Origin of the sequence: Micromonospora sp. NPDC049274 (assembly GCF_040678875.1) — a bacterium.
GTDB lineage: Bacteria > Actinomycetota > Actinomycetes > Mycobacteriales > Micromonosporaceae > Micromonospora.
Genome location: NZ_JBFAQS010000001.1, coordinates 81,206 through 107,022, shown reverse-complemented (window position 1 = coordinate 107,022; position 25,817 = coordinate 81,206). Strand labels below are relative to the sequence as shown.

General features: G+C 70.4%; 25 protein-coding genes. 15 read left to right on the top strand and 10 right to left on the bottom strand.

Translation table 11 applies throughout. The features are described from left to right. Positions 1-54 precede the first annotated feature (54 nt). Positions 55-1,638, top strand: a complete 1,584-nt coding sequence (locus tag AB0K10_RS00515; protein WP_363678481.1) for an acyl-CoA carboxylase subunit beta — start codon at positions 55-57, stop codon at positions 1,636-1,638. Between the two features lie 97 nt (positions 1,639-1,735). Here the strand turns inward: AB0K10_RS00515 and AB0K10_RS00510 are convergent, their stop codons facing one another. The 4 genes from AB0K10_RS00510 to AB0K10_RS00495 all read right to left on the bottom strand — a co-directional run bounded on the left by AB0K10_RS00510 (position 1,736) and on the right by AB0K10_RS00495 (position 5,016). Next, the gene (locus AB0K10_RS00510) at positions 1,736-2,635 is read right to left on the bottom strand and encodes a hypothetical protein (protein WP_363678479.1); all 900 of its coding nucleotides are present in this window, start codon (positions 2,633-2,635) and stop codon (positions 1,736-1,738) included. Beyond that, the gene (locus AB0K10_RS00505) at positions 2,628-3,128 is read right to left on the bottom strand and encodes a SigE family RNA polymerase sigma factor (RefSeq protein WP_363678477.1); all 501 of its coding nucleotides are present in this window, start codon (positions 3,126-3,128) and stop codon (positions 2,628-2,630) included. The genes AB0K10_RS00510 and AB0K10_RS00505 overlap by 8 nt, the downstream gene beginning before the upstream one ends. 61 nt (positions 3,129-3,189) lie before the next feature. Then, positions 3,190-4,173 (bottom strand): 2-dehydropantoate 2-reductase N-terminal domain-containing protein, encoded by a 984-nt coding sequence (locus tag AB0K10_RS00500; protein WP_363678475.1) that lies wholly within the window; start codon positions 4,171-4,173, stop codon positions 3,190-3,192. 99 nt (positions 4,174-4,272) lie between these two features. Beyond that, entirely contained in the window at positions 4,273-5,016 is a 744-nt protein-coding gene (locus AB0K10_RS00495; protein ID WP_363678473.1) for a M50 family metallopeptidase, read from the bottom strand. Positions 5,017-5,106: 90 nt separating this feature from the next. Between AB0K10_RS00495 and AB0K10_RS00490 the strand changes: the two genes are divergently transcribed. Together AB0K10_RS00490 and AB0K10_RS00485 are read left to right on the top strand one after the other, a co-directional pair. Beyond that, positions 5,107-5,652 carry a Uma2 family endonuclease gene (locus AB0K10_RS00490; RefSeq protein WP_363678471.1) on the top strand — a complete coding sequence of 182 codons (546 nt, stop codon included), beginning with the start codon at positions 5,107-5,109 and terminating at the stop codon, positions 5,650-5,652. A gap of 125 nt (positions 5,653-5,777) precedes the next feature. Continuing rightward, entirely contained in the window at positions 5,778-6,530 is a 753-nt protein-coding gene (locus AB0K10_RS00485) for a GH25 family lysozyme (RefSeq protein ID WP_363678469.1), read from the top strand. 83 nt (positions 6,531-6,613) lie between these two features. Here AB0K10_RS00485 and AB0K10_RS00480 read toward each other — a convergent pair whose 3' ends face one another. Together AB0K10_RS00480 and AB0K10_RS00475 are read right to left on the bottom strand one after the other, a co-directional pair. Then, complete coding sequence (locus AB0K10_RS00480; RefSeq protein ID WP_363678467.1) at positions 6,614-6,847, bottom strand: hypothetical protein; 234 nt, start codon at positions 6,845-6,847, stop codon at positions 6,614-6,616. Positions 6,848-6,924: 77 nt separating this feature from the next. Then, on the bottom strand, positions 6,925-8,901 hold the full coding sequence (locus AB0K10_RS00475; protein WP_363678465.1) for a protein kinase: 1,977 nt from the start codon (positions 8,899-8,901) through the stop codon (positions 6,925-6,927). A gap of 90 nt (positions 8,902-8,991) precedes the next feature. On the opposite strand from AB0K10_RS00475, the gene AB0K10_RS00470 reads away from it, so the two are divergent. The 6 genes from AB0K10_RS00470 (at position 8,992) to AB0K10_RS00445 (ending at position 14,126) form a co-directional block, all read left to right on the top strand. Continuing rightward, on the top strand, positions 8,992-9,186 hold the full coding sequence (locus tag AB0K10_RS00470; RefSeq protein WP_363678463.1) for an acyl-CoA carboxylase subunit epsilon: 195 nt from the start codon (positions 8,992-8,994) through the stop codon (positions 9,184-9,186). 87 nt (positions 9,187-9,273) lie between these two features. Next, positions 9,274-9,732 carry a hypothetical protein gene (locus tag AB0K10_RS00465; RefSeq protein ID WP_363678461.1) on the top strand — a complete coding sequence of 153 codons (459 nt, stop codon included), beginning with the start codon at positions 9,274-9,276 and terminating at the stop codon, positions 9,730-9,732. Further along, a complete protein-coding gene (locus tag AB0K10_RS00460; protein WP_363678459.1) occupies positions 9,729-11,129 on the top strand; it encodes a hypothetical protein in 1,401 nt (466 codons plus the stop codon). Before AB0K10_RS00465 ends, AB0K10_RS00460 begins: the two co-directional genes overlap by 4 nt. A 20-nt stretch (positions 11,130-11,149) precedes the next feature. Further along, complete coding sequence (locus AB0K10_RS00455; protein WP_363678457.1) at positions 11,150-12,286, top strand: S8 family serine peptidase; 1,137 nt, start codon at positions 11,150-11,152, stop codon at positions 12,284-12,286. Positions 12,287-12,657: 371 nt separating this feature from the next. Then, positions 12,658-13,476, top strand: a complete 819-nt coding sequence (locus AB0K10_RS00450; RefSeq protein WP_363678454.1) for a Maf family protein — start codon at positions 12,658-12,660, stop codon at positions 13,474-13,476. Beyond that, positions 13,473-14,126 carry an O-methyltransferase gene (locus AB0K10_RS00445; RefSeq protein ID WP_363678451.1) on the top strand — a complete coding sequence of 218 codons (654 nt, stop codon included), beginning with the start codon at positions 13,473-13,475 and terminating at the stop codon, positions 14,124-14,126. Before AB0K10_RS00450 ends, AB0K10_RS00445 begins: the two co-directional genes overlap by 4 nt. 208 nt (positions 14,127-14,334) lie before the next feature. Here AB0K10_RS00445 and AB0K10_RS00440 read toward each other — a convergent pair whose 3' ends face one another. The 3 genes from AB0K10_RS00440 to AB0K10_RS00430 form a co-directional block, all read right to left on the bottom strand. Then, the gene (locus AB0K10_RS00440; RefSeq protein ID WP_363678449.1) at positions 14,335-15,090 is read right to left on the bottom strand and encodes an ABC transporter permease; all 756 of its coding nucleotides are present in this window, start codon (positions 15,088-15,090) and stop codon (positions 14,335-14,337) included. Positions 15,091-15,108: 18 nt separating this feature from the next. Beyond that, positions 15,109-16,068: an ATP-binding cassette domain-containing protein gene (locus AB0K10_RS00435; protein ID WP_355062909.1), complete on the bottom strand. Its 960-nt coding sequence runs from the start codon at positions 16,066-16,068 to the stop codon at positions 15,109-15,111. A 121-nt stretch (positions 16,069-16,189) separates the two neighbouring features. Beyond that, positions 16,190-16,804: a PadR family transcriptional regulator gene (locus AB0K10_RS00430; RefSeq protein ID WP_363679536.1), complete on the bottom strand. Its 615-nt coding sequence runs from the start codon at positions 16,802-16,804 to the stop codon at positions 16,190-16,192. Positions 16,805-16,943: 139 nt separating this feature from the next. On the opposite strand from AB0K10_RS00430, the gene AB0K10_RS00425 reads away from it, so the two are divergent. Together AB0K10_RS00425 and AB0K10_RS00420 are read left to right on the top strand one after the other, a co-directional pair. Then, positions 16,944-18,695, top strand: coding sequence for a biotin carboxylase N-terminal domain-containing protein (locus AB0K10_RS00425; protein WP_363678447.1), 1,752 nt, complete (start codon positions 16,944-16,946; stop codon positions 18,693-18,695). Positions 18,696-18,803: 108 nt separating this feature from the next. Next, complete coding sequence (locus AB0K10_RS00420) at positions 18,804-20,243, top strand: GuaB1 family IMP dehydrogenase-related protein (RefSeq protein WP_363678445.1); 1,440 nt, start codon at positions 18,804-18,806, stop codon at positions 20,241-20,243. Positions 20,244-20,388: 145 nt separating this feature from the next. Here AB0K10_RS00420 and AB0K10_RS00415 read toward each other — a convergent pair whose 3' ends face one another. Then, the gene (locus tag AB0K10_RS00415; RefSeq protein ID WP_363678443.1) at positions 20,389-20,949 is read right to left on the bottom strand and encodes a TetR/AcrR family transcriptional regulator; all 561 of its coding nucleotides are present in this window, start codon (positions 20,947-20,949) and stop codon (positions 20,389-20,391) included. An 84-nt stretch (positions 20,950-21,033) separates the two neighbouring features. Here AB0K10_RS00415 and AB0K10_RS00410 point away from each other — a divergent pair, with 84 nt between their 5' ends. The 4 genes from AB0K10_RS00410 to AB0K10_RS00395 all read left to right on the top strand — a co-directional run bounded on the left by AB0K10_RS00410 (position 21,034) and on the right by AB0K10_RS00395 (position 25,784). Beyond that, positions 21,034-21,480: a DoxX family membrane protein gene (locus AB0K10_RS00410; protein WP_363678441.1), complete on the top strand. Its 447-nt coding sequence runs from the start codon at positions 21,034-21,036 to the stop codon at positions 21,478-21,480. A gap of 25 nt (positions 21,481-21,505) precedes the next feature. After that, the gene (locus AB0K10_RS00405; RefSeq protein WP_363678439.1) at positions 21,506-21,988 is read left to right on the top strand and encodes a MarR family transcriptional regulator; all 483 of its coding nucleotides are present in this window, start codon (positions 21,506-21,508) and stop codon (positions 21,986-21,988) included. Next, positions 21,982-23,715, top strand: a complete 1,734-nt coding sequence (locus AB0K10_RS00400) for an ABC transporter ATP-binding protein (RefSeq protein ID WP_363678437.1) — start codon at positions 21,982-21,984, stop codon at positions 23,713-23,715. Before AB0K10_RS00405 ends, AB0K10_RS00400 begins: the two co-directional genes overlap by 7 nt. A 143-nt stretch (positions 23,716-23,858) precedes the next feature. Continuing rightward, positions 23,859-25,784 (top strand): ABC transporter ATP-binding protein, encoded by a 1,926-nt coding sequence (locus tag AB0K10_RS00395; protein ID WP_363679534.1) that lies wholly within the window; start codon positions 23,859-23,861, stop codon positions 25,782-25,784. The last annotated feature ends 33 nt before the right edge of the window (positions 25,785-25,817 follow it).

The window sequence follows — 25,817 nt, the reverse complement described above, 5'->3', positions numbered from 1 at the left end:
CACTGAGGCGTACTGCACAGACGCGCCGACCTGAACCATCGTTATATTCCCTGGGTGACTACCGAGACCGGGACCAACATCCACAGCACCGCGGGCAAGCTGGCGGACCTGGAGCGCAGGGTCGACGAGGCGGTGCACGCCGGGTCGGCGCGGGCGGTCGAGAAGCAGCACGCGCGGGGCAAGAAGACCGCTCGCGAGCGGATCGAGATGCTGCTCGACGAGGGCTCCTTCGTCGAGCTGGACGAGCTGGCCCGGCACCGGTCCACGGCCTTCGGGCTGGAGCGCAACCGCCCGTACGGCGACGGCGTGGTGACCGGCTACGGCACGGTGGACGGCCGGCAGGTGTGCGTGTTCGCGCAGGACTTCACGGTCTTCGGTGGCTCGCTCGGCGAGGTCTTCGGCGAGAAGATCGTCAAGGTGATGGACCTCGCCATGAAGATCGGCTGCCCGGTGGTCGGTATCAACGACTCCGGCGGCGCGCGCATCCAGGAGGGCGTCGTCTCGCTCGGCCTCTACGGGGAGATCTTCTTCCGCAACGTCCGGGCCTCCGGGGTCATCCCGCAGATCTCGCTGGTGATGGGCCCCTGCGCCGGCGGCGCGGTCTACTCCCCGGCGGTCACCGACTTCACGGTGATGGTCGACCAGACCTCGCACATGTTCATCACCGGCCCCGACGTGATCAAGACGGTGACCGGCGAGGACGTCGGCATGGAGGAGCTGGGCGGGGCCCGCACGCACAACACACGCAGCGGCAACGCGCACTACCTCGCCAGCGACGAGGACGACGCGGTCGACTACGTCAAGGCCCTGCTGTCGTACCTGCCGTCGAACAACCTCGACGAGCCTGTCGTCTTCGACGCCCCCGCGGACCTGACCATCACCGACGAGGACCGCGAGCTGGACACGCTGGTCCCGGACTCGGCGAACCAGCCGTACGACATCCACACCGTCATCGAGCACGTCCTCGACGACGGGGAGTTCCTCGAGGTCCAGCCGCTCTACGCGCAGAACATCGTGGTCGGCTACGGCCGGGTGGAGGGCCGGCCGGTCGGTGTGGTGGCCAACCAGCCCATGCACTTCGCCGGCACGCTGGACATCGCCGCCTCCGAGAAGGCGGCCCGGTTCGTGCGCACCTGCGACGCGTTCAACATCCCGGTGCTGACCTTCGTGGACGTGCCCGGCTTCCTGCCCGGCACCGGCCAGGAGTGGGACGGCATCATCCGCCGGGGCGCGAAGCTCATCTACGCGTACGCCGAGGCGACGGTCCCGAAGGTCACCGTGATCACCCGCAAGGCGTACGGCGGAGCGTACGACGTGATGGGTTCCAAGCACCTCGGCGCGGACCTGAACTTCGCCTGGCCGACCGCACAGATCGCCGTGATGGGCGCGCAGGGCGCGGTGAACATCCTCTACCGCTCCGAGCTGGCCGGCGCCGAGGACCCGGCCGCGGTCCGGGCCGAGAAGATCGCCGAGTACGAGGACACCCTGGCCAACCCGTACGTGGCGGCCGAGCGCGGGTACGTCGACTCGGTGATCCCGCCGCACGAGACGCGCACCCAGATCGTCCGGGCTCTGCGCGTCCTGCGCACCAAGCGCGAGACCCTGCCCCCGAAGAAGCACGGCAACATCCCGCTCTGATCTCGCGGGCCCCCAGATCCGCGCAACCTCGGGGAAAGTGCTTCTTCCCGGCACCGGGAGGCAGCAAAATCCCCGATGGTGCGCGGACCAGGGAGGGTCAGCAGGGCGAGTGGGCGGCGGGGCACAGTCGCCGGGCGGCCGCGCGGCCCAGCGCTTCAAGGTCGCCGTACCCCAGGCTGGATCCGGTGCCGTCGGCCCGGTCCCTGGCGACGCCTGGGCCGGGTACCAGCACCGTGACCAGGTCGCCCACCCGGACAACGACGGACATCTCGGCCGGTACGGCGGACCCCGACGCCCGTCCGTCGCCCGAGCCGGGCGTCGTGCTCGATTCGTGGCGCACGACCATCGACTCGTCGCCCGCGAAGTTGGTCGCCGGCACCGCCCAGGAATGCACGGTCTCGAGCGGCACCGACTCGCGGGATGCGACGGTGGTGTCGAGGTCCCGCCACTCACGGCAGGCGTCGAGCACCATCCTGAGCTGACCGACGAACTGCCTGCCCACCGCCGGGTCGACCCGGTAGACGTCCTGACTGAGCACCGCCGTCACCGAGGTGCGGCCGGCGTCGGCTGGCGACAGCAGGGTCAACGACCGGCTGTAGCGGGAATACGAGTCGACCACCGGCAGGCCCCGCTCGCCGCCACACCTTCGTAGCAGCGGGTCCAATGGCATGACCTCGCCGAGACCAGCATCGCCGAGCTGGACACCGCTCTTCACCGGCACGTCGGTGGCCCTCAGTAGGGAGTCCAATGGGATATCCGCTCGGGCGGGGCTGGCGTCGACCGGCACCCGCGTGGCCGCCGTGGGCGGAGGTTCCGGCCGGTCCTTCATGGCGTACGCCGGGCCGGTCATCGCCGCGAGCACCGCGATCGCCGCAAACGTGGCCGTGCGACGCCGACGCCTGCGGGCCATCGCCCGGATCTCCCCCGGCTCCGGCCATGTGACGTCGCGCAGGTCCCGGTGGACCCGTTCGACGAATGCCAGATCGTCCTCACGCATCGGTGGCCTCCTCCAGGTCAGAGACGGCGAGCAGGCCGGCGAGCGCCGTCCGCCCGCGGGAGAGCCGGGCCTTGACCGTGCCCACCGGGGCGGCGGTCTCCCGCGCCACCTCGGCGACAGGCATGCCCATCAGGTAGTACAGGGCGATGGCGGTGCGCTGCTCCTCGGGCAGTCGGCGCAGCGCGGCCACCACCTCGACCGTGTCGGTGCCCGGCCCGGGAACGGTCTCGGTGACCCCGTGCCGCAGGTACGCGCGGGCGCGACTGCGCAGGCTGCGCCAGCGGCTGACCGCGATCCGGCTGGCAACCACCCGCACCCACGCCTCCGGGTCGTCGTACCCGCTGATCGTCGACCAGCGCTGCCAGGCACGGATGTACGCCTCCTGCACCGCGTCCTGGGCCTCGACCCGGTCGCCGGTGAGGGCGTAGACGAAACCGAGCAGCCGCTGTCGGCTCCCCCGGTAGAACTCGTCGAACCCGTCGACGTCCGGCACCCGCTACCTCCCCGTGTCGGTCGCAGGGAACACGCGCCGGGCGGGGCCGTCGGTTGCCCGGTCAGGCGATCATCTTCTCCAGCTCGGCGAGCGGGAACGCGCCGGCCGCCATCCGTTCCCGGACCGCCCGGCGTACCGCCCGCTGCACGGCCACGTTTGCCGGTGTCGGTACGCCGTGCAGCCGCCCGAGCAGCGCGACCTCGCCGTTGAGGTGGTCGACCTCGGTCGAGCCGGTGCCCCGGGCGAGGCTCTGCCAGGTGGAGCCGCCGGAACGGTCGGCGCCGTCGACCGGGCGCTGCTGGACCAGATCGCCGCGTTCGGCCGCCTCCTCCTCCGGGGAGGTGTGCGGGATGCCCGCGGCGGCGAGCGCGGCGAGACCCTCGGCGCGTACCCGCTCGGCCAGCGCGTCCGGGATGTCCCGCCCGAGCAGCGCCTGGAGGCCGTTGCCGAGGTTGCTGAGCAGCTTGCCGTACTTCCAGCGCAGCACGTCCTCCCGTACCGGCGCGACGAAGCCGGCGGCGGTCAGGTCGGCGGCGATCGCCCGGTCGGTGTCGTCGGCGCCGCCCGGGTAGCGGCCGACGTGGAGCATCCCGGGGTGCGGATGCCCGTTGGCCACCACCACGCCCGGGTCCAGGTGGGTGGCGGGCAGCCAGACGCAGACCGCGTGCACGTCGGCGAAGAGCCGCAGTGCGGCCCGCTCGTTCGCCACCCCGTTCTGCGCGGTCACCAGCGGCAGCCGTTCGCCGGCAGTGCCACCACCGGCGACCGGCGCGTCCACCCACGTCGCCAACGCGGCCTCGGTGTCCTGCGACTTGACGGTGAGCACCAGCACCGTGTCGGCCGGCAGCGGCCGGTTGCCCGGACCGTCCACGGCGGCGAGCCGGGCGGTCACGTCACCGTCGGGCTGTCGCAGCGTCAGGCCACGATCCCGGATCGCGTCCAGGTGCGCGCCGCGCGCCGCCACTGTCACGTCCCGGTCGGCCTCCGCCAGTCGTACGCCGATGGTTCCGCCGACCGCGCCCGCGCCGATGATCACGTATCGCATGACCTCATTGTGCCCGCCTCGGCCGTTGTCGACCCGCGGCCGTGCCCGGCCCGCCCGGCCCGGTCGGCGCGGTCGGCCCGCCCGGCCCGCTCCGCGCGGTCAGAGCGTCAGGCCGGCGTCGGTGAGGATCGAGCCGGTGAGGAGAAGCGCGCCGGCGACCAGGGCGGCCAGGTTGACCAGGGCGAAGAGGACCACCCAGAAGAACGCCGGGAACGGGGTCAGCCCGGCGAGCTGGTCGGCGTCGGAGGCGGGCATCCGGCCGCGTGAGCGCAGCCGTTGCAGCTCCACCACCGGTCGCACCCCGCCCAGCAGCAGGAACCACACTCCGGCGTACGCGAAGGCCGCCTGCACCTGCGGCGTGGCGTACCACGAGACGGCGAGCACCACCGCCCCGGTCACCAGCAGCGACACCACGCCGAAGGCATTGCGGATCATGACGAGCATGGCGAGCAGCAGCACCACCGCCACCCAGAGCAGCAGCGTGATCCGGTTGCCGCCGAGCAGCCAGGCGCCGGCCAACCCGACCAGCGGCGGGGCGACGTAGCCGGCGAGCAGCGTGAGGATCATGCCCGGTCCGGTGGGCCGACCGGCGGAGAGCGTCAGCCCGGAGGTGTCCGAGTGCAGCCGGATGCCGCGCAGCTTGCGGCCGGTGAGCAGGGCGACCAGGGCGTGCCCGCCCTCGTGCGCGATGGTGATGGCATTACGGGCGATCCGCCACGGCAGCCGGGTGGACACCACCACCAGCGCGACTGCTGCGGTTATCAGCACCAGCAGCGGGGGCGGGTCCGGCTGCGCGCCGAACAGCGTGTCCCACTTCTCGCCCAGCCCGTCGATCGACATCATGGGGCGCGAGCCTACCGGCGGCGTTCCGTGTCGCTCCCGAGGCACCGGCACGCGACCCGTGAGACTGAGCGGGAACTGAGGTGATGGCAGATGAGACCGGTTCCTCTGGAACACCACATCGGCCCCTGGACCGAGGCCGACTACTTCGCTCTCGGTGAGACGCCGGACCGGATCGAACTGCTCGACGGGAGCCTGCTCCTCAGCCCGGTCCCGAGCAAGCGGCATCAGTTGGTGTCGGGCCGCCTGGCCGACCACGTCGAGCGTGCCGCAGGCGGCTTCGCGGTGTTCAGAGCGGTAAACGTACGGCTCGGGGTGGATCGGATCGCGATTCCGGACCTGGTCGTCGCGGAGACCGACGACGAGGGCACGGTGGTGGAGGCTGCCGAGGCGACGCTTGTCGGTGAGGTCGTCTCCCCTGGCAATGCTGCCGCCGACCGACTGGTCAAGATGCAGCTCTACGCCATCGCGCGGATCCCCTGGTACCTGCTGGTCGAGCAGGACGGCGACGGTCACTCGCTGCGGCTGTTCCGGCTGGACGGCGAGCACTACGTCGAGGACCAGGTGGCCAAGCCCGGCGAGACGCTGACCGTGGTCGAACCCTTCCGCTGGCAGCTCGACCCGGCCACCCTGCGCTGACTGTTCCGGCCCCGGTCACCGGGATGAATGACGCCCGTCGATGAAACTTTCTTCAACAACTCTTGTGATCTAGGGCAGTTACCTCCAAAGATGGTCGTCAATAGACCGCTTCTCTGGAGGCACTCATGGCCCGTACCGGATCATCGCTGCGTCGCGTGCTCGCGGCCGGCCTCACCGTCCTCGCCACCGCGGCGGCGACACTGGTCGCGACCGCCGGCCCGGCGGCGGCCGCCACCACGCCCGGCGTCGACGTCTCCCACTACCAGGGCACCATCAACTGGACGAGCGTCCGCAACGCTGGCATCCAGTTCGCCTTCATCAAGGCGACCGAGGGCACAAGCGTCAAGGACTCCGCCTTCAACGCGAACTACGTCAACTCGTACAACGCCGGGGTCATCCGCGGCGCGTACCACTTCGCCCGGCCCAACATCTCCGCCGGCTCGACCCAGGCCAACTATCTGGCGTCCAACGGCGGCGCCTGGTCGGCCGACAGCCGCACCCTCCCGGCCGCGCTGGACATCGAGGCCAACCCGTACAGCGGGGGTTACTGCTACGGGTTGAGCACCACCGGGATGCGCAACTGGGTGCAGGACTTCCTGAACACCTACCGCTCCCGCACCGGCCGGTACGCGGTCATCTACACCACGACGAGCTGGTGGAACCAGTGCACGGGCAGCTGGACCGGCCCGTGGGCCAACCACCCGCTCTGGCTGGCCCGCTGGTCGAGCACGCCTGGCGCCCTGCCCGCCGGCGCGTCGGTGTACAGCTTCTGGCAGTACACGAGCAGCGGCGCCGTCTCGGGGATCAGCGGCAATGTGGACCGCAACTACTGGAACGGCGACCGCACCCGGCTGATCGCGTTGGCCAACAACACCTGATCGGGCGGTTGGCGGCAGCGGGATCGACGGTCACCACAACTGTCGACAATCGGTCCGGCTGCCGCCACGCCACCGTGTACGGGTCAGGCCCGCCGTCGGCTCATCGCCGGCACCATCACCGGAACATCCTCGCGGACCAGCGCGTCCCGCCGGCTGAGCCGCCGGACGCCCACCGCGCCAACGGTGATGGCAACGACGCCAAACAGCGCGACGAGTACCGGAAGCCCAACGCTGATCAGCAGCAGTGCCACATCGCCCAGTGCGACGAGCATCCACAGTGCCAGCCGGGGCCGGGCGTTCCTGTATCGGTAGCTCATGTCGCACCTCCCTCCGTCGTTGGAGATCAGGTACCCCGAACGACGCAAGAACATGCGAATGAATCTCGCGGTGGCGCTCAGTTCCTGCGGTCGGGCACGAAGCCCTTGACGACCTGGTCGAAGTTGGCGAGGTTGGCCTGCCAGTCCTTCTCCGCGATCTCCCACCGGATGGCGAAACCCCGGTTGGTGGCGGTTACGAAGCCCCTGTTGCGCACGTGGATGCGGGTGTTGTCCCGGGTCTCCAACCACTCCCAGTCAGCGCAGGTCCGGTACCAGTCGCAGGCCTTGATGCTGCCCACCAACTGGTAGTTGGTGACCAGATTCCGGCGGTACGGTTCCTTGCTCTTCCAGTCGGCGACCGCGTCCTTCTTCGGGGTGGAGATCCACTGGACCAGCATCTTGCCTGGCCCGTTGGACTGGTTGAAGATGGCCGTGTCCGAGCTGGTCTGACGGCCGCTCCAGCCGGGTGGCAGCGGGATGGAGAAGGTCGGCCCCCTGTACAGCTTCCAACCCGCCGGCAGCGCGTTCGGGTCGGCCGACGGCGTGGCCGACGGCGTCGCACTCGGTGCGCCCGTGGTGGGTGAGGCCGCCGGAGCAGAGGATTGCGCCGGGGCTGACGACGCGGCCGCGCCGGTCGTCGGGGCGACCTGCGGCGTCTCGTTGTCGTCGCCCTTGGTCAGCATCGGCACGATCACCACGAGGCCGACCAGCAGCAGGGCCACCAGGGCCCCGATCAGCACGTTGCGGCGGGTGTTGCTCGGCTTCGTACCGTCGAACTCCGGCACCGCCGCGCGCCCGGCCGGACTCACCGGGGGCATCACCGACGTGGGAGTCGAGGGTTTGCGCTGCTCCGGTGCCACCGGCGGTCCGTCGACGGCCGTCGGCTCGTCGTCGTCGGCTTGGGTCGTACCGTCATCGGGTTTGTCGTCGGCGGCCGCCACCGCCGCGGTCGGCTCGGCCTCGGACGGGCGGTCGATCTTCGCGGTCGGCTCGGCCGGCACCGCCGCCGTCGGGTCGGCGTCAGCCGGCACGACCTCCGTCGGCGTGGCGTCGACAGCGGGCGTCGCGGCAGCGGCGGCAACCGGCGGCGGGGTACGCGGCGCAGGCGGCGACACCGGACGGGCCGCGCTCTCCTCGGCGGGGCGCGGCGCCGGCACGAGCGGCGGGCGCGGCTCCCGTGGACCGTTCGGCCCCGGCCGGCGTACGCCATCGAGCAGCGAGATCCCCCGCGCCCGCTTGCCCCCGGCGCGGCGCAGCAGCCGCTCGGCCACCTCGGCGGTGATCCGCTCGTTCGGGTCCTTCTGGAGCAGCCCGGTCAGCACCGGCTTGAGCGGGCCGGCGTTCTTCGGCGGCGGCATCGGCTCGGTCGCCAGCGCGGCCAGCGTGGCGATCGCGGACGGCCGCGCGTACGGCGACTTGCCCTCGACCGCCGCGTAGAGCGTCGCGCCCAGCGACCACAGGTCGGCCTCCGGGCCGGCGGTGCCCTCCCGGGCCCGCTCCGGCGAGATGTACGCGGGCGAACCGAGCACCATCCCGGTGCGTGTCACGTTGGGGTCGCCCGGGATCGTGGCGAGACCGAAATCGGTCAACACCACGCGGCCGTCGTCGCCGAGCAGCACATTGCCGGGCTTGACGTCGCGGTGCATGACGCCGGCCTTGTGCGCCGCGTTGAGAGCGCCCAGCACGCCGAGGCCGATCTCGATGGTCCGGGCCACCGACACCGGCCCGTCCTCGGCGAGGGTGTCCTGCAACGACTTCGACGCCACGTACTCCATGACGATCCACGGATCGCCGTCGGTGCGGAGCACGTCGAAGATGCGGACCACGTTGATGTGGTTGAGCCGGGCGATGGCTCGCGCCTCGCGCAGCGAACGCTCCCGCATCTCGCGGCGTTCCTCGTCGGTGAGGCCGGGCGGCGGCACCAACTCCTTGATGGCGACGTCCCGGTGCAACACCTCGTCGCGCGCCTTCCACACCCGACCCATGCCACCCTGGCCGAGCGGCGACAGAAGCCGGTATCGGTCAGCGACAAGTTGGGGAAGCGCGTTCGACATCGCTGAGACGGTACCCGGACCCGCCGACGCTCACACCGCCGGCACGCCACTGTGCGCCTCAGACGACTTCGGGCCGCGTACGCTGGCGGCATGTCTGCCGAAGAGCCCCTCTTCCGGGTCGTTCGCGGCGTGCCCACCGCCGAGGAGTTGGCCGCTCTGGTCGGTGCGCTCATCGTGCGATCCCGCCGGGCCGCCGCCCCCGCTCCGGCGAGCACGTCCGCGTGGGCCCGCAGCGGCCGGCCGGCCGGGCGCGACACCTGGCGGGCCTCCGGCCTTCCCCGCTGACCGACCCGCCGGGCGGGGGCTGCCAGAGTGGCGTCCAGCCGTTAACCTCACTCAGGGAAACGGTGTCGTGACGGATAGGGAGGATCGATGATCCCCGAAGAGGACCAGCCGGCCCCCTGGCTGCGCGGCTACGGCGGCATCGAGGCCGACATCCGCCAGCTCCGCGAGTTCGCCGACCGGCTCGCCGCCGAGGTCGAGAGCAACTACGCGCCCCACCTGTCGTACATCGCCGACGACATGTCCGCGCAGGTGCCCAACCCCTGCGACGCATTCATCGAGCTGGTCACCTTCCTGCACGCCCACCACGAGACGCAGCAGGCCACCACCGACATGGTGTACGCCGTCCGGGGCGCCACCGGCCACCTCGCCGCCGCCGCCGACCGGGTAGCCACCCAGTACGCCGACAGCGACGCCTTCTCCGCCGCCCGCGCCGTGGACGTCCAACGGGCCCTCGCCGACCCGGGAGCCGTCCTGCCCGGCGGCCGGACGCCGATGCTGACCGACCCCACCGGCCCCGAGAGCCCGAGGCCGGTGGTCCTGCCATGATCGAACGGGGCAACGGCCGCACAGGCGACCAGACCAACTGGCATCTGATGGACGTCAACAGCATGTGGGCGTGCCTCCAGGACCACGACACCACCAACCACTGGAAACAGGTCGCCGGCTGGCGCAAGGTCTGCGACCTGGCCCAGATCCACCTCGGTCGACTCCAGGAGTACCGGCGCGGGCTCGCCGAAGCGTGGCCCCCGGAAACCAGCGCCGCCTCCGGCACGTACCTCGCCCAACTCGACGACCTGATCGCCAAGGTGCGACACACCCACGACGCCGCCGCCGCCAACTACGCCGCGCTGTCCGCCGCCACCCAGGCCATCGGCAGCACCCGGGCCGAGCTTCGCAAAATCCACGAGGAGTACGCGACCAAGCTCCACCAGAAGCAGGCGTACGACGCCACAGCCGCCGACCCGAAAGCGATCATGGGCAACCGGGTCGTCGAGTCACCGGTGACGGACGGCGATCTGGAACGGCTGAATGTTCAGGCGCGGTCCATGATGTTCAACCTCAGCGGCGAACTCCAACAAGCCCAAGCCACCCTCCAAAAGCCCCCACCCCCGCCGCGACGAGCAGGCCACCAACCCAACGACCCGGATGCTTACGGCACCAGCACTCAAGGCCCGGTCATTCCGCCCATCGTCGCTATTCCCATGACGCCGACCGTCGTCCGGAAGTCGGCGGTAGGGAATCCGCCTTCGCCCGGACTTACACCTGTTCAGGCTCCTTCGGGAGTGGGGCCGGTGCTCGGCGGGACAAGTTCGACCCTGATGCCGGGCTCGACGAGTATCAACTTGCCGAGCGCCGGAACTCCCCCATTAGCGTCAGCCCCAGCATCTCCGGGCCTGCCATCCGGCATCCCTGTCGGGCCGATCGGCGACCTCACGCCACGACGCTCTGCAGGCACCGGGCCCCAAATCGGAACCGAAGATCTTGCAAAGCGCCCGACGCCGACCACCAGCCCGACGCCGACCACCGGTCGACCCATGTCACCAGGCGGCGTCATTGGGGGGATGCCCGGCATGGGCATAGGTCAATCCAGCCCAGCCCAAAACCCGCCCCGACGCGTCAATCCAGTCGGCGGTGTCATCGGCGGTGGCGGAGCTGGTACAGCGCCGAGTGGGGGCGCGGGTTCTCGACCTGGATCAGGTCGCGGCCCTTCAGCAACGTTAGGCATCTCACCGATGAACAGCGGGCATGGAATATCGACTCCCCCCGGAGTTCAATCGACCAATCTTCGGCCCAACGATCGAAGGCAAGCAGACCAGAACACCGCCCTCCCCTGGGATCCCGATCACCCATGGGAGACCGACAATGGCGTAGCTCCGGTGGTCCGCCCACCGAGCGATGAAGGGCCTATCGATCCGGGGCCAGCCATCGGCCTCAACCGATAATGCTAGTTATTACCCAGATCATGGCAGTGACACTGGCCCTACTTATTGGATTCATTCCGGAACATAATGCAGGCCACATTCACACCGCTCCAACGCCCGCTAACGCCGGGCGAATTCGAAACGACCAGTGGCATCTCACATTCTTAAAGGTTGCCGAAGCGCATAAGATCAGCACAGGCGACGGGGTCGTAGTTGCAGTGGCCGACACTGGCGTTGACCCTCACCCCGACCTTAGCAAAAATCTGCTAATAGGGACTGACACTGTCGCTGGCGGTTCCGGAGATGGCCGCACTGATTCGAACAGTCACGGCACGAGCATGGCAGGACTGATAGCAGCGCACGGCAGGGCTGGAGATGCGGGTGCACTCGGAATCGCCCCTCAATCCAAAATCCTGCCGATAAGAGCCTCAACCTCCGACAATTTGGGGGAAGCAGACGATCTCGCCGCAGCTATCGAATACGCCATATCGAAGAGGGCTCAAGTCATCAACATCTCGAGCGGAGGGGCTTCGACACCCCGACTCGTTCGGGCAATAGAGGCCGCACTCGCAGCAAACATCATAGTCGTAGCAGCTGCTGGGAATGTGCCTCATCAACCGGTCTCATACCCGGCCAGCGAGGAAGACGTGATCACTGTAGGCGGCGTTGACCGGGAAGGACACCATGCCGCCGTTTCGGTGACTGGCCCAGAGATCGACGTGGTCGCGCCAGCGGTTGATATCTACAGCACCAGCTACGGCGGCAAATATTCGAAGGGCACCGGCACTTCGAGCGCCACGGCGATTGTGGCTGGGGCGGCGGCGTTGATCAGGTCGAAGTACCCCTACCTGCCGGCGCAGGAGGTGGCGCACCGGCTCACGGCCACGGCCATCGACAAGGGTCCGCCTGGTCGGGACGACGAGTACGGGTACGGCGTGATCGATCTTGTCGCGGCGCTGACGGCGGACGTACCCCCGTTGGGGTTTGAGTCGGTCAGCGCTCCGGCCGGCGCTGGCCCCACCGCGACGGACGACGTTCGGCCTGAAGGGGGCGATGATGGCGCTCAAGTCCGCGGCCTTGCCACCCTCGCTGCGATCGCGGCTATTGGCGCCGGATGGGCGCTCGTGGCCCGCCGCCGTCGGCGCAGTGATGATCCACCACCCAGAATCAGTCGCTGATCGGGCCGGCGGGCCTTGATCGACTCGGGTTTCTTGATATCGGGGTGTCCGGGTGAGCGGGATACCGCGATTTCCAGGAAGTCGAGTGGATCACGGTGGGGAGAGTGGGCTGATCAGCTCCATCTCGGCGATATGGGGCTTTCGTTGGTGATTGATGGGCCGATATCGGCGATGTGGAGTGGATCAAGGGCATGGCGTCGCGCGGGCAGCAAGGGCATGGCGTCGCGCTGAATCAAGGGCATGGCGTCGCGCGGGCAGCAAGGGCATGGCGTCGCGCTGAATCAAGGGCATGGCGTCCTGCGGGCAGGAGGAGCGCGCGGGGCGGCTGGGTGGAACGGTGTGGTGGGTGGTGAGCCGGTAACGTCGGGCGGGTGTCTGACTCTCTGCCGCTCCGCCTCGTGCTCGCCTCGGCCAGCCCCGCTCGTCGCAAGTCTCTTCAGGCCGCTGGCATCGAGCCGGACGTGCTGGTCAGCGGGGTGGACGAATCCGTAGTCGTGGCCGATCGGGCCGAGGATCTGTGCCTGGAACTGGCCCGACTCAAGGCGCAGGCCGTGCTGGCCCGACTGAGTCCGGCCGCCGGTGCTAGCGCAGAAACCGGGACCGGAAACACCGCCAGCACCACCAACACGGCCAGCGCCGGCAACGCAACCACCGCCAGCAGCAACCACACGGCCAGCAATGGGAGCACGACCAGCGCCGGCAGCGAAACCACCGCCAGCACCGGGACCGGGCAGCGGACGCTGATCATCGGCTGCGACTCGGTGCTCGCGTTCGACGGGGAGATCCTCGGCAAACCGGCGGATCCGGCGGACGCCACCCGGCGCTGGCTGCGGATGCGGGGGCGCAGTGGCGTGCTGCACAGTGGGCACTGCCTGATCGACGGTGCCACCGGGCGGCGCGCGGAGGCGGTCGCCTCGACGACAGTCCATTTTGCGGACATCAGCAACGACGAGATCGCCGCGTACGTTGCCACCGGCGAGCCGCTGGCGGTGGCCGGCGCGTTCACGATCGATGGGTTGGGCGGGCCGTTCGTGGAACGGATCGAGGGTGACCCGGGGACTGTCGTCGGGCTGTCGATGCCGCTGCTGCGGCGACTCCTCGCCGAACTGGGTCTGCAGATCACCGACCTGTGGACAACTGTCGCGCCTGGCGGCCAATCGGTCGAGCCGCTCGGTAACGTCCGTTCATGACCACCAAGTCGATCCCGCTCACCGACGAGTTGCATGCCTACCTGGTCGCGCACGGCGCCCCACCGGACGAGATCATTCGGGATCTGGCCGAGGAGACCCGGTCGGTGCTGCCGGAGCACGCCACCATGCAGGTCGCGCCGGAACAGGCCGCGTTCCTGACGTTCCTGACCCGGCTGCTGAACGTACGGCAGGCCGTCGAGGTGGGCACGTTCACCGGATTGTCGGCGCTGGCCATCGCCCGGGGGTTGCCCGAGGGCGGGCGGCTGACCTGCTTCGACATCTCCGAGGAGTTCACCGGCATCGCCAGGCGGTACTGGGCCCGTGCGGGCGTGCAGGATCGCATCGACCTGCGCATCGGCCCGGCCGGCGAGACGCTGCGAGAGTTGCCGCACGAGCGTCACCTGGACTTCGCGTTCATCGACGCGGACAAGACCGGGTACCCGGTCTACTGGGCCGAGCTGGTGCCCCGGATGCGACCGGGCGGGGTGATCGCCGTCGACAACGTGCTGCGCGGCGGACGGGTGCTCGCCCCGCGGGACGCCAACGACCGGGCGATCGCCGCCTTCAACGACGAGGTGCTCGCCGACGTGCGGGTCGACCCGGTGATGCTGCCGATCGCCGACGGCCTCACCCTCGCCCGAGTGCACTGACCGCCGCGACCACCCCGCACCGCCCCGCATCGCGCAGCACTGCCCGGCACCTCGCAGCACCGCCCAGCACCGCCCAACAGCGCCTAGCACCGCCCGGCACCGCCCAGCACCGAGAGGCCGCGCGGACCGCCACGGAGCGAGCGCCGACGGCCGGACAGCACGAAATCGGGGTGCCCCCGGACGAGGGGCACCCCGATGTTCAAAGACGTCAGCGGACGCTGCGGGCGAACTGGCGGGCGGCCCAGAAGACCCCCAGCGCGGCGAGGACCGCGGTGATGCTGAGGCCCTGCCAGACCTTGTCGCTGCCCAGGTCGCCGGCGAAGAGCGCGCGGGTGCCGTCGACCGCCCAGGAGAACGGATTCCAGTCGGCGATGCCCTGCAACCAGCCCGGTGCGAAGGTCAGCGGGAGCAGGATGCCGGAGAGCAGCAGCACCGGCTGCGCCACGGTGTTCATCAGTGGGGCCAGCGCGTCCTCGCTCTTGACCTTGAGTGCGACGCCGTACGAGACGGCCGAGGTCATGAGCGCGATGAGGGCGAGCATGAGGTACGCGAGCAGCAGGTCACCGATGAACACCCGCAGGTCGAACAGGAGCGCCAGCAGGGTGATGATGACCGCCTGCACGATGAGCGAGACCACGTCGCGCAACGAGCGGCCGAGCAGTAGCGCGAGCCGGCTGATCGGGGTGACGCGAGAGCGTTCGATCACACCGGCGCGCAGTTCGGCGATCAGGCCGAAGCCCTGGAACAGGCCGCCGAAGATGGCCAGCAGCACCAGCAGACCCGGTACGAAGATCTTGTAGGCGGCGGCCTGGGTCGGCGCGTTCAGGGCGGGCTTGAGCAGCGGGGCGAAGAGCAGCAGGTACATCACCGGCTGGAACACGCCGACGAAGACCCAGACCGGGTTGCGCAGCAGGAGCTGGATCTGCCGCTGGAAGATCAGCCACGTGTCACGGGCGAATTTCATGAGTCGTCTCTCCGGTGGTCAGGACTCGCGCAGCGAGCGGCCGGTCTTGGTGAGGAAGACGTCGTCCAGGCTGGGGCGGTGCAGCTCGATCGAGCGCAGCTCCAGCCCGGCGTGGTCGAGTCGGCGCAGCACCTGGGGAATGGCGGTGGCGCCCTCGTCGACGTAGAGGCGCAGGCCGCCCTCGTCGGCGGTCTCCAGCTTGTTGACGTACGGCTCGCCGTCGAGCGCCTGGGCGGCCTGCGGGGTGGCGGCCAGATCGAGACCGACGAGCACGACGTCGCCGGAGATCTCCCGCTTGAGCTCGGCTGGGGTGCCCTCGGCGACGACCTCGCCGTTGTCCATGATCGCGATCCGGTCGCAGAGAGCGTCGGCCTCGTCGAGGTAGTGCGTGGTGATGAAGACGGTCATGCCGTCGCTGCGCAGTCGCCGGATCTCGTCCCACATGTGGGCGCGGCTCTGCGGGTCGAGGCCTGTGGTCGGCTCGTCCAGGAAGACGATCTTCGGCTCGTGGATGATGCCGAGCGCGATCTCGACGCGTCGGCGCTGACCGCCGGAGTAGGTCTTGCACTTGCGGTCGGCGTACTCGGTGAGCTGGAAGGCGTCCAGCGCGCGAGCCGCGCGCTGCTGCGCGTCGGCCTTGCCGATGCCGTACATACGGGCGTGCAGGACCAGCTCCTCGCGGGCGGTGGACTCGTCCCACGTGCTGCCGCCCTGCGGGACGTACCCGATGCGACGCCGCACCTCCGCCGGATCCTTGCGGAGGTCGGCCCCGGCGATGGTGGCCTCGCCGCCGTCCGGCTCGATGAGCGTGGCGAGCATCCGCAGCGTGGTGGTCTTGCCGGCGCCGTTGGGGCCGAGGAAGCCGAAGATCTCGCCCTCGGCGACCTGGAGGTTGACGCCCCGCACGGCGTCAACCGTCTTCGTCTCTCGACCCGCGCGGGAGCGGAACGACTTCCGCAGCCCCCTGGTCTCGATCATTTCTGCTCCTGGTCGGTCGGGCCGGCGGTGCCGGCCGTCGAGTGGGACGACGCCGAACGGCGCACTCCCCCGCTGTGCCGCCAGCAGGCTAACGCGATATAACTTCTTTAGTCAACGTTGATTATTCAGCATTGGCCGACGGTGTCGACGCGGGACCGTCCTTCCACCCCGACCAGCCCTCGACGTCCTCCAGCTCAGCAGGCAGGTACGACACTCCGGAGTCGATCCGCTCCGCGATCCGCTCGCACCACCCCATCTCGGCCTCGGCCCGCACCGCCCACAGCTCGAACATCCAACCCACGTGCACCGGCTTGCGGTTACGCACCCAGTCCGACTCGAGGGAGGCACGCATCGACTCGATGCCGGCGCGCAGCAGGTTGGCCCGGTTACGCAGGGCTGCGGCGGCCTCGGCCCGCGGGAGGGCGGGCAGGAAGGAGAACGCCGCCGCGAACGGGTCGGACGGCTCGCTGAGGTTCCACCACAGGTTGCGCAGCAGCGTCTCGAACTCGTCCTCGCCCTTGGGGGTCACCTCGTACGTGGTCCGGGCCGGACGGGCACCGACCTGCTCGGTGGCGACGGCGCGGAGCAGGCCCTCCTCGGTGAGCTTGCGCAACGCGTGGTAGATCGAGCCGGGCTGCACGTTCGCCCACTTGTCGGCGCTCCAGCTCAACAGCTCGCGGCGCACGTCGTACCCGTGCACGGGCTGCATCCACCGCACCAGGCCGAGAATCATCATCCGAGTCGCAGACACCCAGCAAGCGTAATAGGCAAGTTTGACTAAACTCAGTGCCCCATCCCACACTGAGCGATCGTTAGGGCCACGACACGTGGCCGATACACTCCCCGTCAGTAACCTGCCGGGAGGAGCCACGAAGGTGCGCAAGGTACTCATCGCCAACCGCGGCGAGATCGCCGTCCGGGTCATCCGCGCCTGCCGTGACGCCGGCCTGGGCAGCGTCGCCGTGTACGCGGACTCCGACCGGGACGCCCTGCACGCGACGCTCGCGGACGAGGCGTACGCGCTCGGCGGGGACAGCGCGACCGAGACCTACCTGCGCATCGACAAGCTGCTCGACGTCGCCTCCCGGGCCGGCGCCGACGCCGTACACCCGGGTTATGGCTTCCTCAGCGAGAACGCCGACTTCGCCCAGGCGGTCATCGACGCCGGGCTGACCTGGATCGGCCCCACCCCGCAGGCGATCCGCGACCTGGGCGACAAGGTGACCGCCCGGCACATCGCCCAGCGCGCCGGCGCCCCGCTGGTCCCCGGCACCCCGGACCCGGTGGGCAGCCCGGACGAGGTGATGGCGTTCGCCGTCGACCACGGGCTGCCGGTCGCCATCAAGGCCGCGTTCGGCGGTGGCGGGCGCGGTCTCAAGGTCGCCCGGACCATGGAGGAGATCCCCCAGCTCTTCGAGTCGGCCACCCGCGAGGCGGTCGCGGCGTTCGGCCGGGGCGAGTGCTTCGTCGAGCGCTACCTGGACCAGCCCCGGCACGTCGAGGCGCAGGTCCTCGCCGACCAGCACGGCAACGTGATCGTGGTGGGCACCCGGGACTGCTCCCTGCAGCGCCGGCACCAGAAGCTCGTGGAGGAGGCGCCCGCGCCGTTCCTCACCGACGCCCAGCGTGCCCAGATCCACGACAGCGCCAAGGCGATCTGCCGGGAGGCCGGCTACCACGGCGCCGGCACGGTGGAGTACCTGGTCGGCAAGGACGGCACGATCTCCTTCCTGGAGGTCAACACCCGGCTCCAGGTCGAGCACCCGGTCACCGAGGAGACCGCAGGCATCGACCTGGTCCGCGAGCAGTTCCGGATCGCCGACGGCGACAAGCTGCGGATCACCGAGGACCCGACGCCGCGCGGGCACGCCATCGAGTTCCGCATCAACGGCGAGGACCCGGGCCGCAACTTCCTGCCCGCGCCGGGCACCGTCACCACGTTGCGCCTGCCCAGCGGCCCGGGCGTCCGGGTGGACACCGGCATCTCGGCCGGCGACGTGATCGGCGGCAACTTCGACTCGCTGCTGGCCAAGGTGATCATCGTGGGTGAGACGCGGACCGAGGCGTTGGAGCGCGCCCGCCGCGCGCTGGACGAGATGGTCGTCGACGGGATGGCCACCGCGCTGCCGTTCCACCGGCTGGTCGTGCGGGACGAGGCGTTCACCGCCGAACCGTTCACCGTGCACACCAGGTGGATCGAGACCGAGTTCCACAACACCGTGTCGCCGTTCGCCGCCGCCGCCGGCGCCGCCGGGGCACCGGCGGAACGCGACACCGTCGTGGTCGAGGTCGGCGGCAAGCGCATCGAGGTCAGCCTCCCCGCCGGCTTCGGCGGGAGTACGACCACCGCGGCACCCACCTCCCGTAGGCCGACCCGGCGCGGGGGCGGGGCCACGGCGGGCGCACCTGTCGGCGGCGACGCGCTCACGTCGCCCATGCAGGGCACCATCGTCAAGATCGCGGTCGCCGAGGGCGACGCGGTGGCCGAGGGCGACCTCGTGGTGGTGCTGGAGGCGATGAAGATGGAGCAGCCGCTGCACGCCCACAAGGCGGGTACGGTCAGCGGGCTCACCGCCGAGGTCGGCGCCGTGATCACCGCCGGGGCGCCCATCTGCACCATCTCCTGAGGCCTTTGCCCCAGACCCGCACACTTCGTCCCGCCATCGGGAGTGCGGCGGGGGTGGTTTGCGGCACCGAGGCGGGCGCGGGCGGCCGGAGCCGGGAATGATGGCCGGGTGCGGTTCCTTCACGGCGCGGCCCCCGCGCACGACCTGACCTATACCGACGTCTTCATGGCGCCGGCCCGCTCCGACCTCGGCTCCCGGCTGGACGTGGACCTGTCCACCGGCGACGGCACCGGCACCACCATCCCGCTGGTGGTGTCGAACATGACGGCGGTCGCCGGGCGGCGGATGGCCGAGACGGTGGCCCGGCGCGGTGCGATCGCCGTGATCCCGCAGGACATCCCGATCGAGGTCGTCGCGAACGTCGTCGCCTGGGTCAAGCAGCGGCACCTGGTCTACGACACGCCCATCACCCTGGGCCCCACCGAGACCGTCGGCGACGCCATCCACCTGCTGCCGAAGCGGTCGCACGGCGCGGTGATAGTGGTCGACGAGGTCGGTCGGCCGGTGGGTGTGGTCACCGAGGCGGACACCCTGGGCGTGGACCGGTTCGCCCAACTGCGGCACGTGATGTCCACCGAGCTGCACACCGTGCCGGCGGACGCGGATCCGCGTACCGGCTTCGACCTGCTCTCCGCCGGTCGACGCCGGCTCGCCCCGGTGGTGGACGCGGACGGCCGGCTGGTCGGGGTGCTGACCCGACAGGGCGCGCTACGGGCCACCCTCTACACGCCGGCCGTGGACGACCGGGGTCGGCTGCGCATCGCGGCTGCGGTCGGGATCAACGGCGACGTCACCGGCAAGGCCGCCGCGCTGCTGGAGGCGGGCGTGGACACGCTTGTCGTGGACACCGCGCACGGTCACCAGGAGCGGATGATCTCGGCGTTGCGGGCGGTCCGCAAGCTGGACCCGGGCGTACCGGTGGCGGCCGGCAACGTGGTCACCGCCGAGGGCGTCCGCGACCTGGTCGATGCGGGCGCCGACATCATCAAGGTGGGTGTCGGGCCGGGCGCGATGTGCACCACCCGGATGATGACCGGGGTGGGTCGGCCGCAGTTCTCCGCAGTGCTCGACTGCTCGACGGCGGCCCGTGAGCTGGGTCGGCACGTCTGGGCCGACGGCGGCGTCCGGCACCCCCGCGACGTGGCGCTCGCGCTCGCCGCCGGCGCGTCGAACGTGATGATCGGCTCCTGGTTCGCCGGCACCTACGAGTCCCCCGGCGACCTCTACACCGAGCCGGACGGCCGGCGGTACAAGGAGAGCTTCGGGATGGCCTCGGCGCGCGCGGTAAGCGCCCGTACCGCCGACGACAGCCCGTACGACCGGGCCCGCAAGGCGGTTTTCGAGGAGGGCATCTCCTCGGCCCGGATGTATCTGGACCCCACCCGGCCCGGCGTCGAGGACCTGATCGACGAGATCATCGCCGGGGTACGCAGCGCGTTCACCTACGCCGGCGCACGCAACCTGACGCAGTTCCACGAACGGGCGATCGTCGGCGTGCAGAGCGCCGCCGGTTTCACCGAGGGAATGCCCCTGCCCACGAGCTGGTGACCCCCGGCCCCGCCCGCCCGCCCGCCCGCCTGCTCACCCGCCCAAGTTGATCATGAAGTTATTGCCCCTCGCATCGGCGTGTCGGCGCAATAACTTCATGATCAACGCGGGTGGGGTGTGGGGGGTGGGGGCTTGGGGGTGGGGGTTAGGTTGCTAGGCGGCGCAGGACAGCGCGGGCTGCCTCGCGGGGGTTGTCCCCGACCCGGTCCGGCAGGGCGTTGGCCAGCCAGAGTGTCGCGAAGCCGTGCGCGATCGACCAGGCCGCCAGCGCGTCCCGGTCGGTGTCGGTAGGCGTCCCGCTGGTGGGCAACGTGGCCACCCCGGCACGCAGCGCGGCTCTGGCCCGGCCCCGCGCGGCGATCAGCTCGGGGTCGTCGGCCCGGTACAGCTCGGGCCGGAACATCACCTCGAAGTGCGCGCGGTGCGCTACCGCGAAGTCGACGTACGCGATGCCGGCGGCCAGCAGGTCGGCGCCCGCCGCGGCCAGCGCCTGGGCCAGCAGGTCGAAGCCCTCAATGGCGAGCGCCGTACGCAGGCCGGCCTTGTCGCCGAAGTGGTGGGCGGGCGCGGCGTGCGAGACGCCGGCCCGCCGAGCCAGGTCGCGCAGGCTGAGCACGGCCGACCCGTCCTCCTCGATGGCGTCGAGCGCCGCCGCGAGCAGCGTGCGACGGAGGTCCCCGTGATGGTATCCGCGCGTCTCGGTCATGCCCGGAATCCTATCTTGCCATTGACAAGATGCCACTCCGACGGGCAATCTTGCCAGCGTCAAGTTTCCCCGAGGAGGATTTCGATGGCACCCCTGATCGCCCTGATTGTCGGCACCACCCTGGCCCGCCTGGCCGGCCTGGCCGGCGTCGACGCCCTCGACGGCTGGCACGCCGCCCTGCGGGTCGGACTGGCGCTGCTGTTCGTGGTCACCGGTCTCGCGCACTTCGCCGGTCGACGCCGCGCCGGCCTGATCGCGATGGTCCCGCCCGGCCTGCCGCGACCGGACCTGCTGGTCACCCTCACCGGCGTGCTGGAACTGGCGGGCGCCGTCGGGCTGCTGATCCCGGCGACCGCCCGACCGGCAGCGGCCGGGCTCGCCCTGCTCCTGCTCGCGATGTTCCCCGCCAACGTCTCGGCCGCTCGCCGGAAGCTGACCCTCGCCGGACGCCCGGTGACCCCGCTTCCGCAGCGCACGATCCTGCAGATCGTGTTCGTGGCCACGGCTGCGGCTATTTCGTTTGGTCCCTGACTATCAGGGAGCTAAGGTACGCCTCGTGGAACTCGTGACCCTCCAGGACGCGCCGCTCGGCCGGCTGCTGCTGGTGGCCGGGCACCTCGTCGAGCAGCGGTGGAACCGGTACCTCGCCGAGGAGCACGGCCTCACCCATGCCGGCATGGTGACCCTGATAACGCTCGCCCGACACGGTGAGCTGCCGCACCGCGAGGTCGCCGAGATGGGCTTCGTCCGCCCGGCGACCCTGACCGGCATCGTGGACACGCTGGCCCGCGACGGGCTTGTCGAGCGGCAGCGCGACGACAACGACAGGCGCAGCATCCGACTCGCCATCACCCCCGCCGGGCGGGAGCGGGTGGCGAGACTCACCTCCATGATCCACTCCGGGCGCCCCATCACCTCGGTCGACGCCGACCCGGCGAAGGCCCAGGTGATCCGGGAGTTCCTGCTCGAGGTCATCGCCAGCGGGGACGACCCGCGGATGACCGGACGACCCACCGACGCGAAGGAACCGTCGTGCTGATCCGACTGTTGCGCGGTCAACTGCGCACCTACAAACGACCGCTGCTGGCGGTGGTGCTGCTCCAGTTCGTGGGCACCATGGCCTCGCTCTACCTGCCCAGCCTCAACGCGGACATCATCGACAAGGGCGTGGCCCGGGGCGACACCGGCTACATCGTGCACACCGGCGGCTGGATGCTGCTGGTCAGCCTGGTCCAGATCATCTGCTCGATCGCCGCCGTCTATCTCGGCGCGCGAACGGCGATGGGCTTCGGCCGGGACGTCCGCGCCCGGCTGTTCGGGCACGTCAACCGCTTCTCCGCCCGCGAGGTGGCCCGGTTCGGCGCACCGTCGCTCATCACCCGCAACACCAACGACGTGCAACAGGTGCAGATGCTCGTGCTGATGAGCTGCACCATGCTGGTCGCCGCACCGATCATGAGCGTCGGCGGAGTGTTCATGGCGCTGCGCGAGGACATCGGGCTCTCCTGGCTGATGCTCGTCAGCGTGCCGGTGCTGGCGGTCGCGCTGAGCGCGATCATCAGGCGGATGGTGCCGGGCTTCCGGCTGATGCAGACCCGGATCGACACGGTCAACCGGGTGCTGCGGGAGCAGATCACCGGGATCCGGGTGGTCCGCGCGTTCGTCCGCGAGCCGTACGAGACGGCCCGATTCGGTGTCGCCAACGCCGACCTGACCGCCACCGCCCTGCGTACCGGACGGTTGATGGCGTTGATCTTCCCGGTGGTCATGCTGGTGCTGAACGTGTCCAGCGTGGCGGTGCTCTGGTTCGGCGCGCAGCGGGTCGACGCCGGTGCGATCGAGATCGGCGCGCTCACCGCGTTCCTGCAGTACCTGATGCAGATCCTGATGGCCGTGATGATGGCCACCTTCATGCTGATGATGGTGCCCCGGGCTGCGGTCTGCGCCGAGCGGATCGTCGAGGTGCTGGACACCGACTCCTCGGTGGTCCCCGCCGCCACCCCGGTCAGCGACCTGCCCACCCGGGCCGAGTTGGAGCTGCGCGGGGTGCGCTTCCAGTACCCGGGCGCGGTCGAGCCGGTGCTGCGCGACATCTCCTTCACCGCCACCCCAGGCACCACCACGGCGATCATCGGCAGCACCGGCGCGGGCAAGACGACGCTACTGTCGCTCATTCCCCGCCTGGTCGACGTCACCGACGGCGCGGTGCTTGTCGACGGGGTGGACGTCCGCGAGCTGGAACCCGACGAGCTGTGGCGGCGCATCGGCCTGGTGCCGCAGCGGCCGTACCTGTTCACCGGCACGGTTGCCAGCAACCTGCGCTACGGCAACCCGGACGCCACCGACGAGGAGCTGTGGGCGGCGTTGGAGATCGCCCAGGCCCGCGACTTCGTGGCGCAGATGCCCGGCGGCCTGGACGCGCCGATCGCCCAGGGCGGCAGCACCGTCTCCGGTGGCCAGCGGCAGCGCCTGGCCATCGCCCGGGCACTGGTCCGGCAGCCGGAGATCTACCTCTTCGACGACTCGTTCTCCGCGCTGGACCTCGGCACCGATGCACGGCTGCGGGCGGCGTTGCGGCCGGTCACCGCGCAGTCGGCGGTGGTGATCGTGGCCCAGCGGGTGTCCACGATCGTCGACGCCGACCAGATCATCGTGCTCGAGAACGGAGGGGTCGTCGGAGTGGGACGACATGCGGAGTTGTTGGAGACCTGCCCGACGTACGCCGAGATCGTGGCTTCCCAGCAGACGGCGGAGGTGGCGGCATGAGCGAGCCGGACGAGTCGCGGACCGCGACCGTACCCAGTCAGAAGCCGGGCGGCGACGCGCAGCAACCCGGCGCCGGCGCTCCGACGCCAAAGCGGCTGCCTGCCGGCCGCCCGGGCGGCGGCCCGCCCTGGATGAGCGCCGGGATGCCCGCCGAGAAGTCGATGAACTTCGGGCCGTCGGCCCGCCGGTTGCTCGGTCGGCTGCGCCCGCACCGGCTGCACCTGAGCGCGATCATCACCCTCGCCGTGGTGAGCGTCGGGTTCAGCGTGGCCGGCCCGAAGATCCTCGGCCACGCCACCGACCTGATCTTCAGTGGGGTGATCGGTCGGCGACTCGCCCCGGGCACGACCACCGAGCAGGCGGTCGCGGCGGCGCGGGCCAGCGGCAACGACAGCTTCGCCGACATGCTGGCCCGGATGGACGTGGTGCCCGGCGTGGGCATCGACTTCGACGCGCTGCGCCGGGTGCTGCTGCTGGCGCTCGGGCTCTACCTGGCGGCGAGCGTGCTGTCGTGGTGGCAGGGCTGGCTGCTCAACGGCGTGGTCCAGCGCACCGTGCTGCGGCTGCGCGCCGAGGTGGAGGAGAAGCTCAACCGGCTGCCGCTGCCCTACTTCGACAGGCAGCCGCGCGGTGAGCTGCTCAGCCGGGTCACGAACGACATCGACAACATCTCGACGAGCCTCCAGCAGACCCTGAGCCAGCTGCTCACCTCGCTGCTGACCGTGGTCGGCGTGCTTGTCGTGATGTTCTGGATCTCACCGCTGCTGGCCCTGGTGGCCCTGGTCGCCGTACCGCTGTCGGTGCTTGTCACCCAGCGCATCGCCAAGCGCTCCCAGCAGCAGTTCATCGCCCAGTGGAAGCACACAGGCGAGCTGAACGGCCAGATCGAGGAGGCGTACACCGGTCACGAGCTGGTCAAGGTCTTCGGCCGGCAGCGCGAGGTGGAAGCCGAGTTCCACGCGAAGAACGACGAGCTGTTCCGGGCCAGCTTCGGCGCGCAGTTCGTCTCCGGGATCATCATGCCGTCGATGATGTTCATCGGAAACCTGAGCTACGTCGCGATCGCCGTGGTCGGTGGGCTGCGGGTGGCCTCCGGGACGATGAGCCTCGGCGACGTGCAGGCGTTCATCCAGTACTCCCGCCAGTTCACCCAGCCGCTGACCCAGCTCGCCTCGATGGCCAACCTGCTCCAGTCCGGGGTGGCGTCGGCCGAGCGCGTCTTCGCGGTGCTCGACGCCGACGAGCAGAGCCCCGACCCGGTCGAACCGGCCCAGGTCGTCGACCCGCACGGGCGGGTCGAGTTCGAGCACGTCTCCTTCCGGTACACGCCGGACAAGCCGCTGATCGACGACCTGTCGCTGGTCGCCGAGCCGGGGCACACGGTGGCCATCGTCGGCCCGACAGGCGCCGGCAAGACGACCCTGGTCAACCTGGTCATGCGGTTCTACGAGCTGGACGCCGGCCGGATCACGCTCGACGGCGTGGACATCACCACGATGCGCCGCGACGACCTGCGTGGCCGCATCGGCATGGTGCTCCAGGACACGTGGCTCTTCGGCGGCACCATCCGCGACAACATCGCGTACGGCCGGCCGGACGCGACCGAGGAGGAGATCGTCGCCGCGGCCCGGGCCACGTTCGTGGACCGCTTCGTGCGCAGCCTCCCGGACGGCTACGACACGGTCATCGACGAGGAGGGCAGCAACGTCAGCGCCGGCGAGAAGCAGCTCATCACCATCGCCCGGGCGTTCCTGGCCGAACCGTCCCTGCTGATCCTGGACGAGGCCACCAGCTCGGTGGACACCCGCACCGAGGTGCTGCTCCAGCGGGCGATGGCCGCGCTGCGCTCGGACCGGACCAGCTTCGTCATCGCGCACCGGCTCTCCACCATCCGTGACGCCGACCTGATCCTGATGATGGAGGACGGCCGGATCGTCGAGCAGGGCACCCACGAGCAGTTGCTCGCCGCCCAGGGTGCGTACCACCGGCTCTACCGCTCGCAGTTCACAGGCGCCGCGGTCGACGAGGAACCGGCCGCGCCCGCCGGGGCCCAGCCGGCGTCGGTCTGAGGGCGGACCGCCGTGCGCGCCACACGATCGACG

What these genes read in the sequence shown, in the direction of transcription:
- AB0K10_RS00395 (WP_363679534.1), top strand. Translation starts at nt 23,859, where the DNA reads ATGCCCGCCGAGAAGTCGATGAACTTCGGGCCGTCGGCCCGCCGGTTG.
- AB0K10_RS00470 (WP_363678463.1), top strand. Translation starts at nt 8,992, where the DNA reads ATGTCTGCCGAAGAGCCCCTCTTCCGGGTCGTTCGCGGCGTGCCCACC.
- AB0K10_RS00410 (WP_363678441.1), top strand. Translation starts at nt 21,034, where the DNA reads ATGGCACCCCTGATCGCCCTGATTGTCGGCACCACCCTGGCCCGCCTG.
- AB0K10_RS00500 (WP_363678475.1), bottom strand. Translation starts at nt 4,173, where the DNA reads ATGCGATACGTGATCATCGGCGCGGGCGCGGTCGGCGGAACCATCGGC.
- AB0K10_RS00430 (WP_363679536.1), bottom strand. Translation starts at nt 16,804, where the DNA reads ATGATGATTCTCGGCCTGGTGCGGTGGATGCAGCCCGTGCACGGGTAC.
- AB0K10_RS00455 (WP_363678457.1), top strand. Translation starts at nt 11,150, where the DNA reads ATGGCAGTGACACTGGCCCTACTTATTGGATTCATTCCGGAACATAAT.
- AB0K10_RS00435 (WP_355062909.1), bottom strand. Translation starts at nt 16,068, where the DNA reads ATGATCGAGACCAGGGGGCTGCGGAAGTCGTTCCGCTCCCGCGCGGGT.
- AB0K10_RS00465 (WP_363678461.1), top strand. Translation starts at nt 9,274, where the DNA reads ATGATCCCCGAAGAGGACCAGCCGGCCCCCTGGCTGCGCGGCTACGGC.
- AB0K10_RS00415 (WP_363678443.1), bottom strand. Translation starts at nt 20,949, where the DNA reads ATGACCGAGACGCGCGGATACCATCACGGGGACCTCCGTCGCACGCTG.
- AB0K10_RS00475 (WP_363678465.1), bottom strand. Translation starts at nt 8,901, where the DNA reads ATGTCGAACGCGCTTCCCCAACTTGTCGCTGACCGATACCGGCTTCTG.
- AB0K10_RS00495 (WP_363678473.1), bottom strand. Translation starts at nt 5,016, where the DNA reads ATGATGTCGATCGACGGGCTGGGCGAGAAGTGGGACACGCTGTTCGGC.
- AB0K10_RS00510 (WP_363678479.1), bottom strand. Translation starts at nt 2,635, where the DNA reads ATGCGTGAGGACGATCTGGCATTCGTCGAACGGGTCCACCGGGACCTG.
- AB0K10_RS00440 (WP_363678449.1), bottom strand. Translation starts at nt 15,090, where the DNA reads ATGAAATTCGCCCGTGACACGTGGCTGATCTTCCAGCGGCAGATCCAG.
- AB0K10_RS00445 (WP_363678451.1), top strand. Translation starts at nt 13,473, where the DNA reads ATGACCACCAAGTCGATCCCGCTCACCGACGAGTTGCATGCCTACCTG.
- AB0K10_RS00460 (WP_363678459.1), top strand. Translation starts at nt 9,729, where the DNA reads ATGATCGAACGGGGCAACGGCCGCACAGGCGACCAGACCAACTGGCAT.
- AB0K10_RS00480 (WP_363678467.1), bottom strand. Translation starts at nt 6,847, where the DNA reads ATGAGCTACCGATACAGGAACGCCCGGCCCCGGCTGGCACTGTGGATG.
- AB0K10_RS00490 (WP_363678471.1), top strand. Translation starts at nt 5,107, where the DNA reads ATGAGACCGGTTCCTCTGGAACACCACATCGGCCCCTGGACCGAGGCC.
- AB0K10_RS00485 (WP_363678469.1), top strand. Translation starts at nt 5,778, where the DNA reads ATGGCCCGTACCGGATCATCGCTGCGTCGCGTGCTCGCGGCCGGCCTC.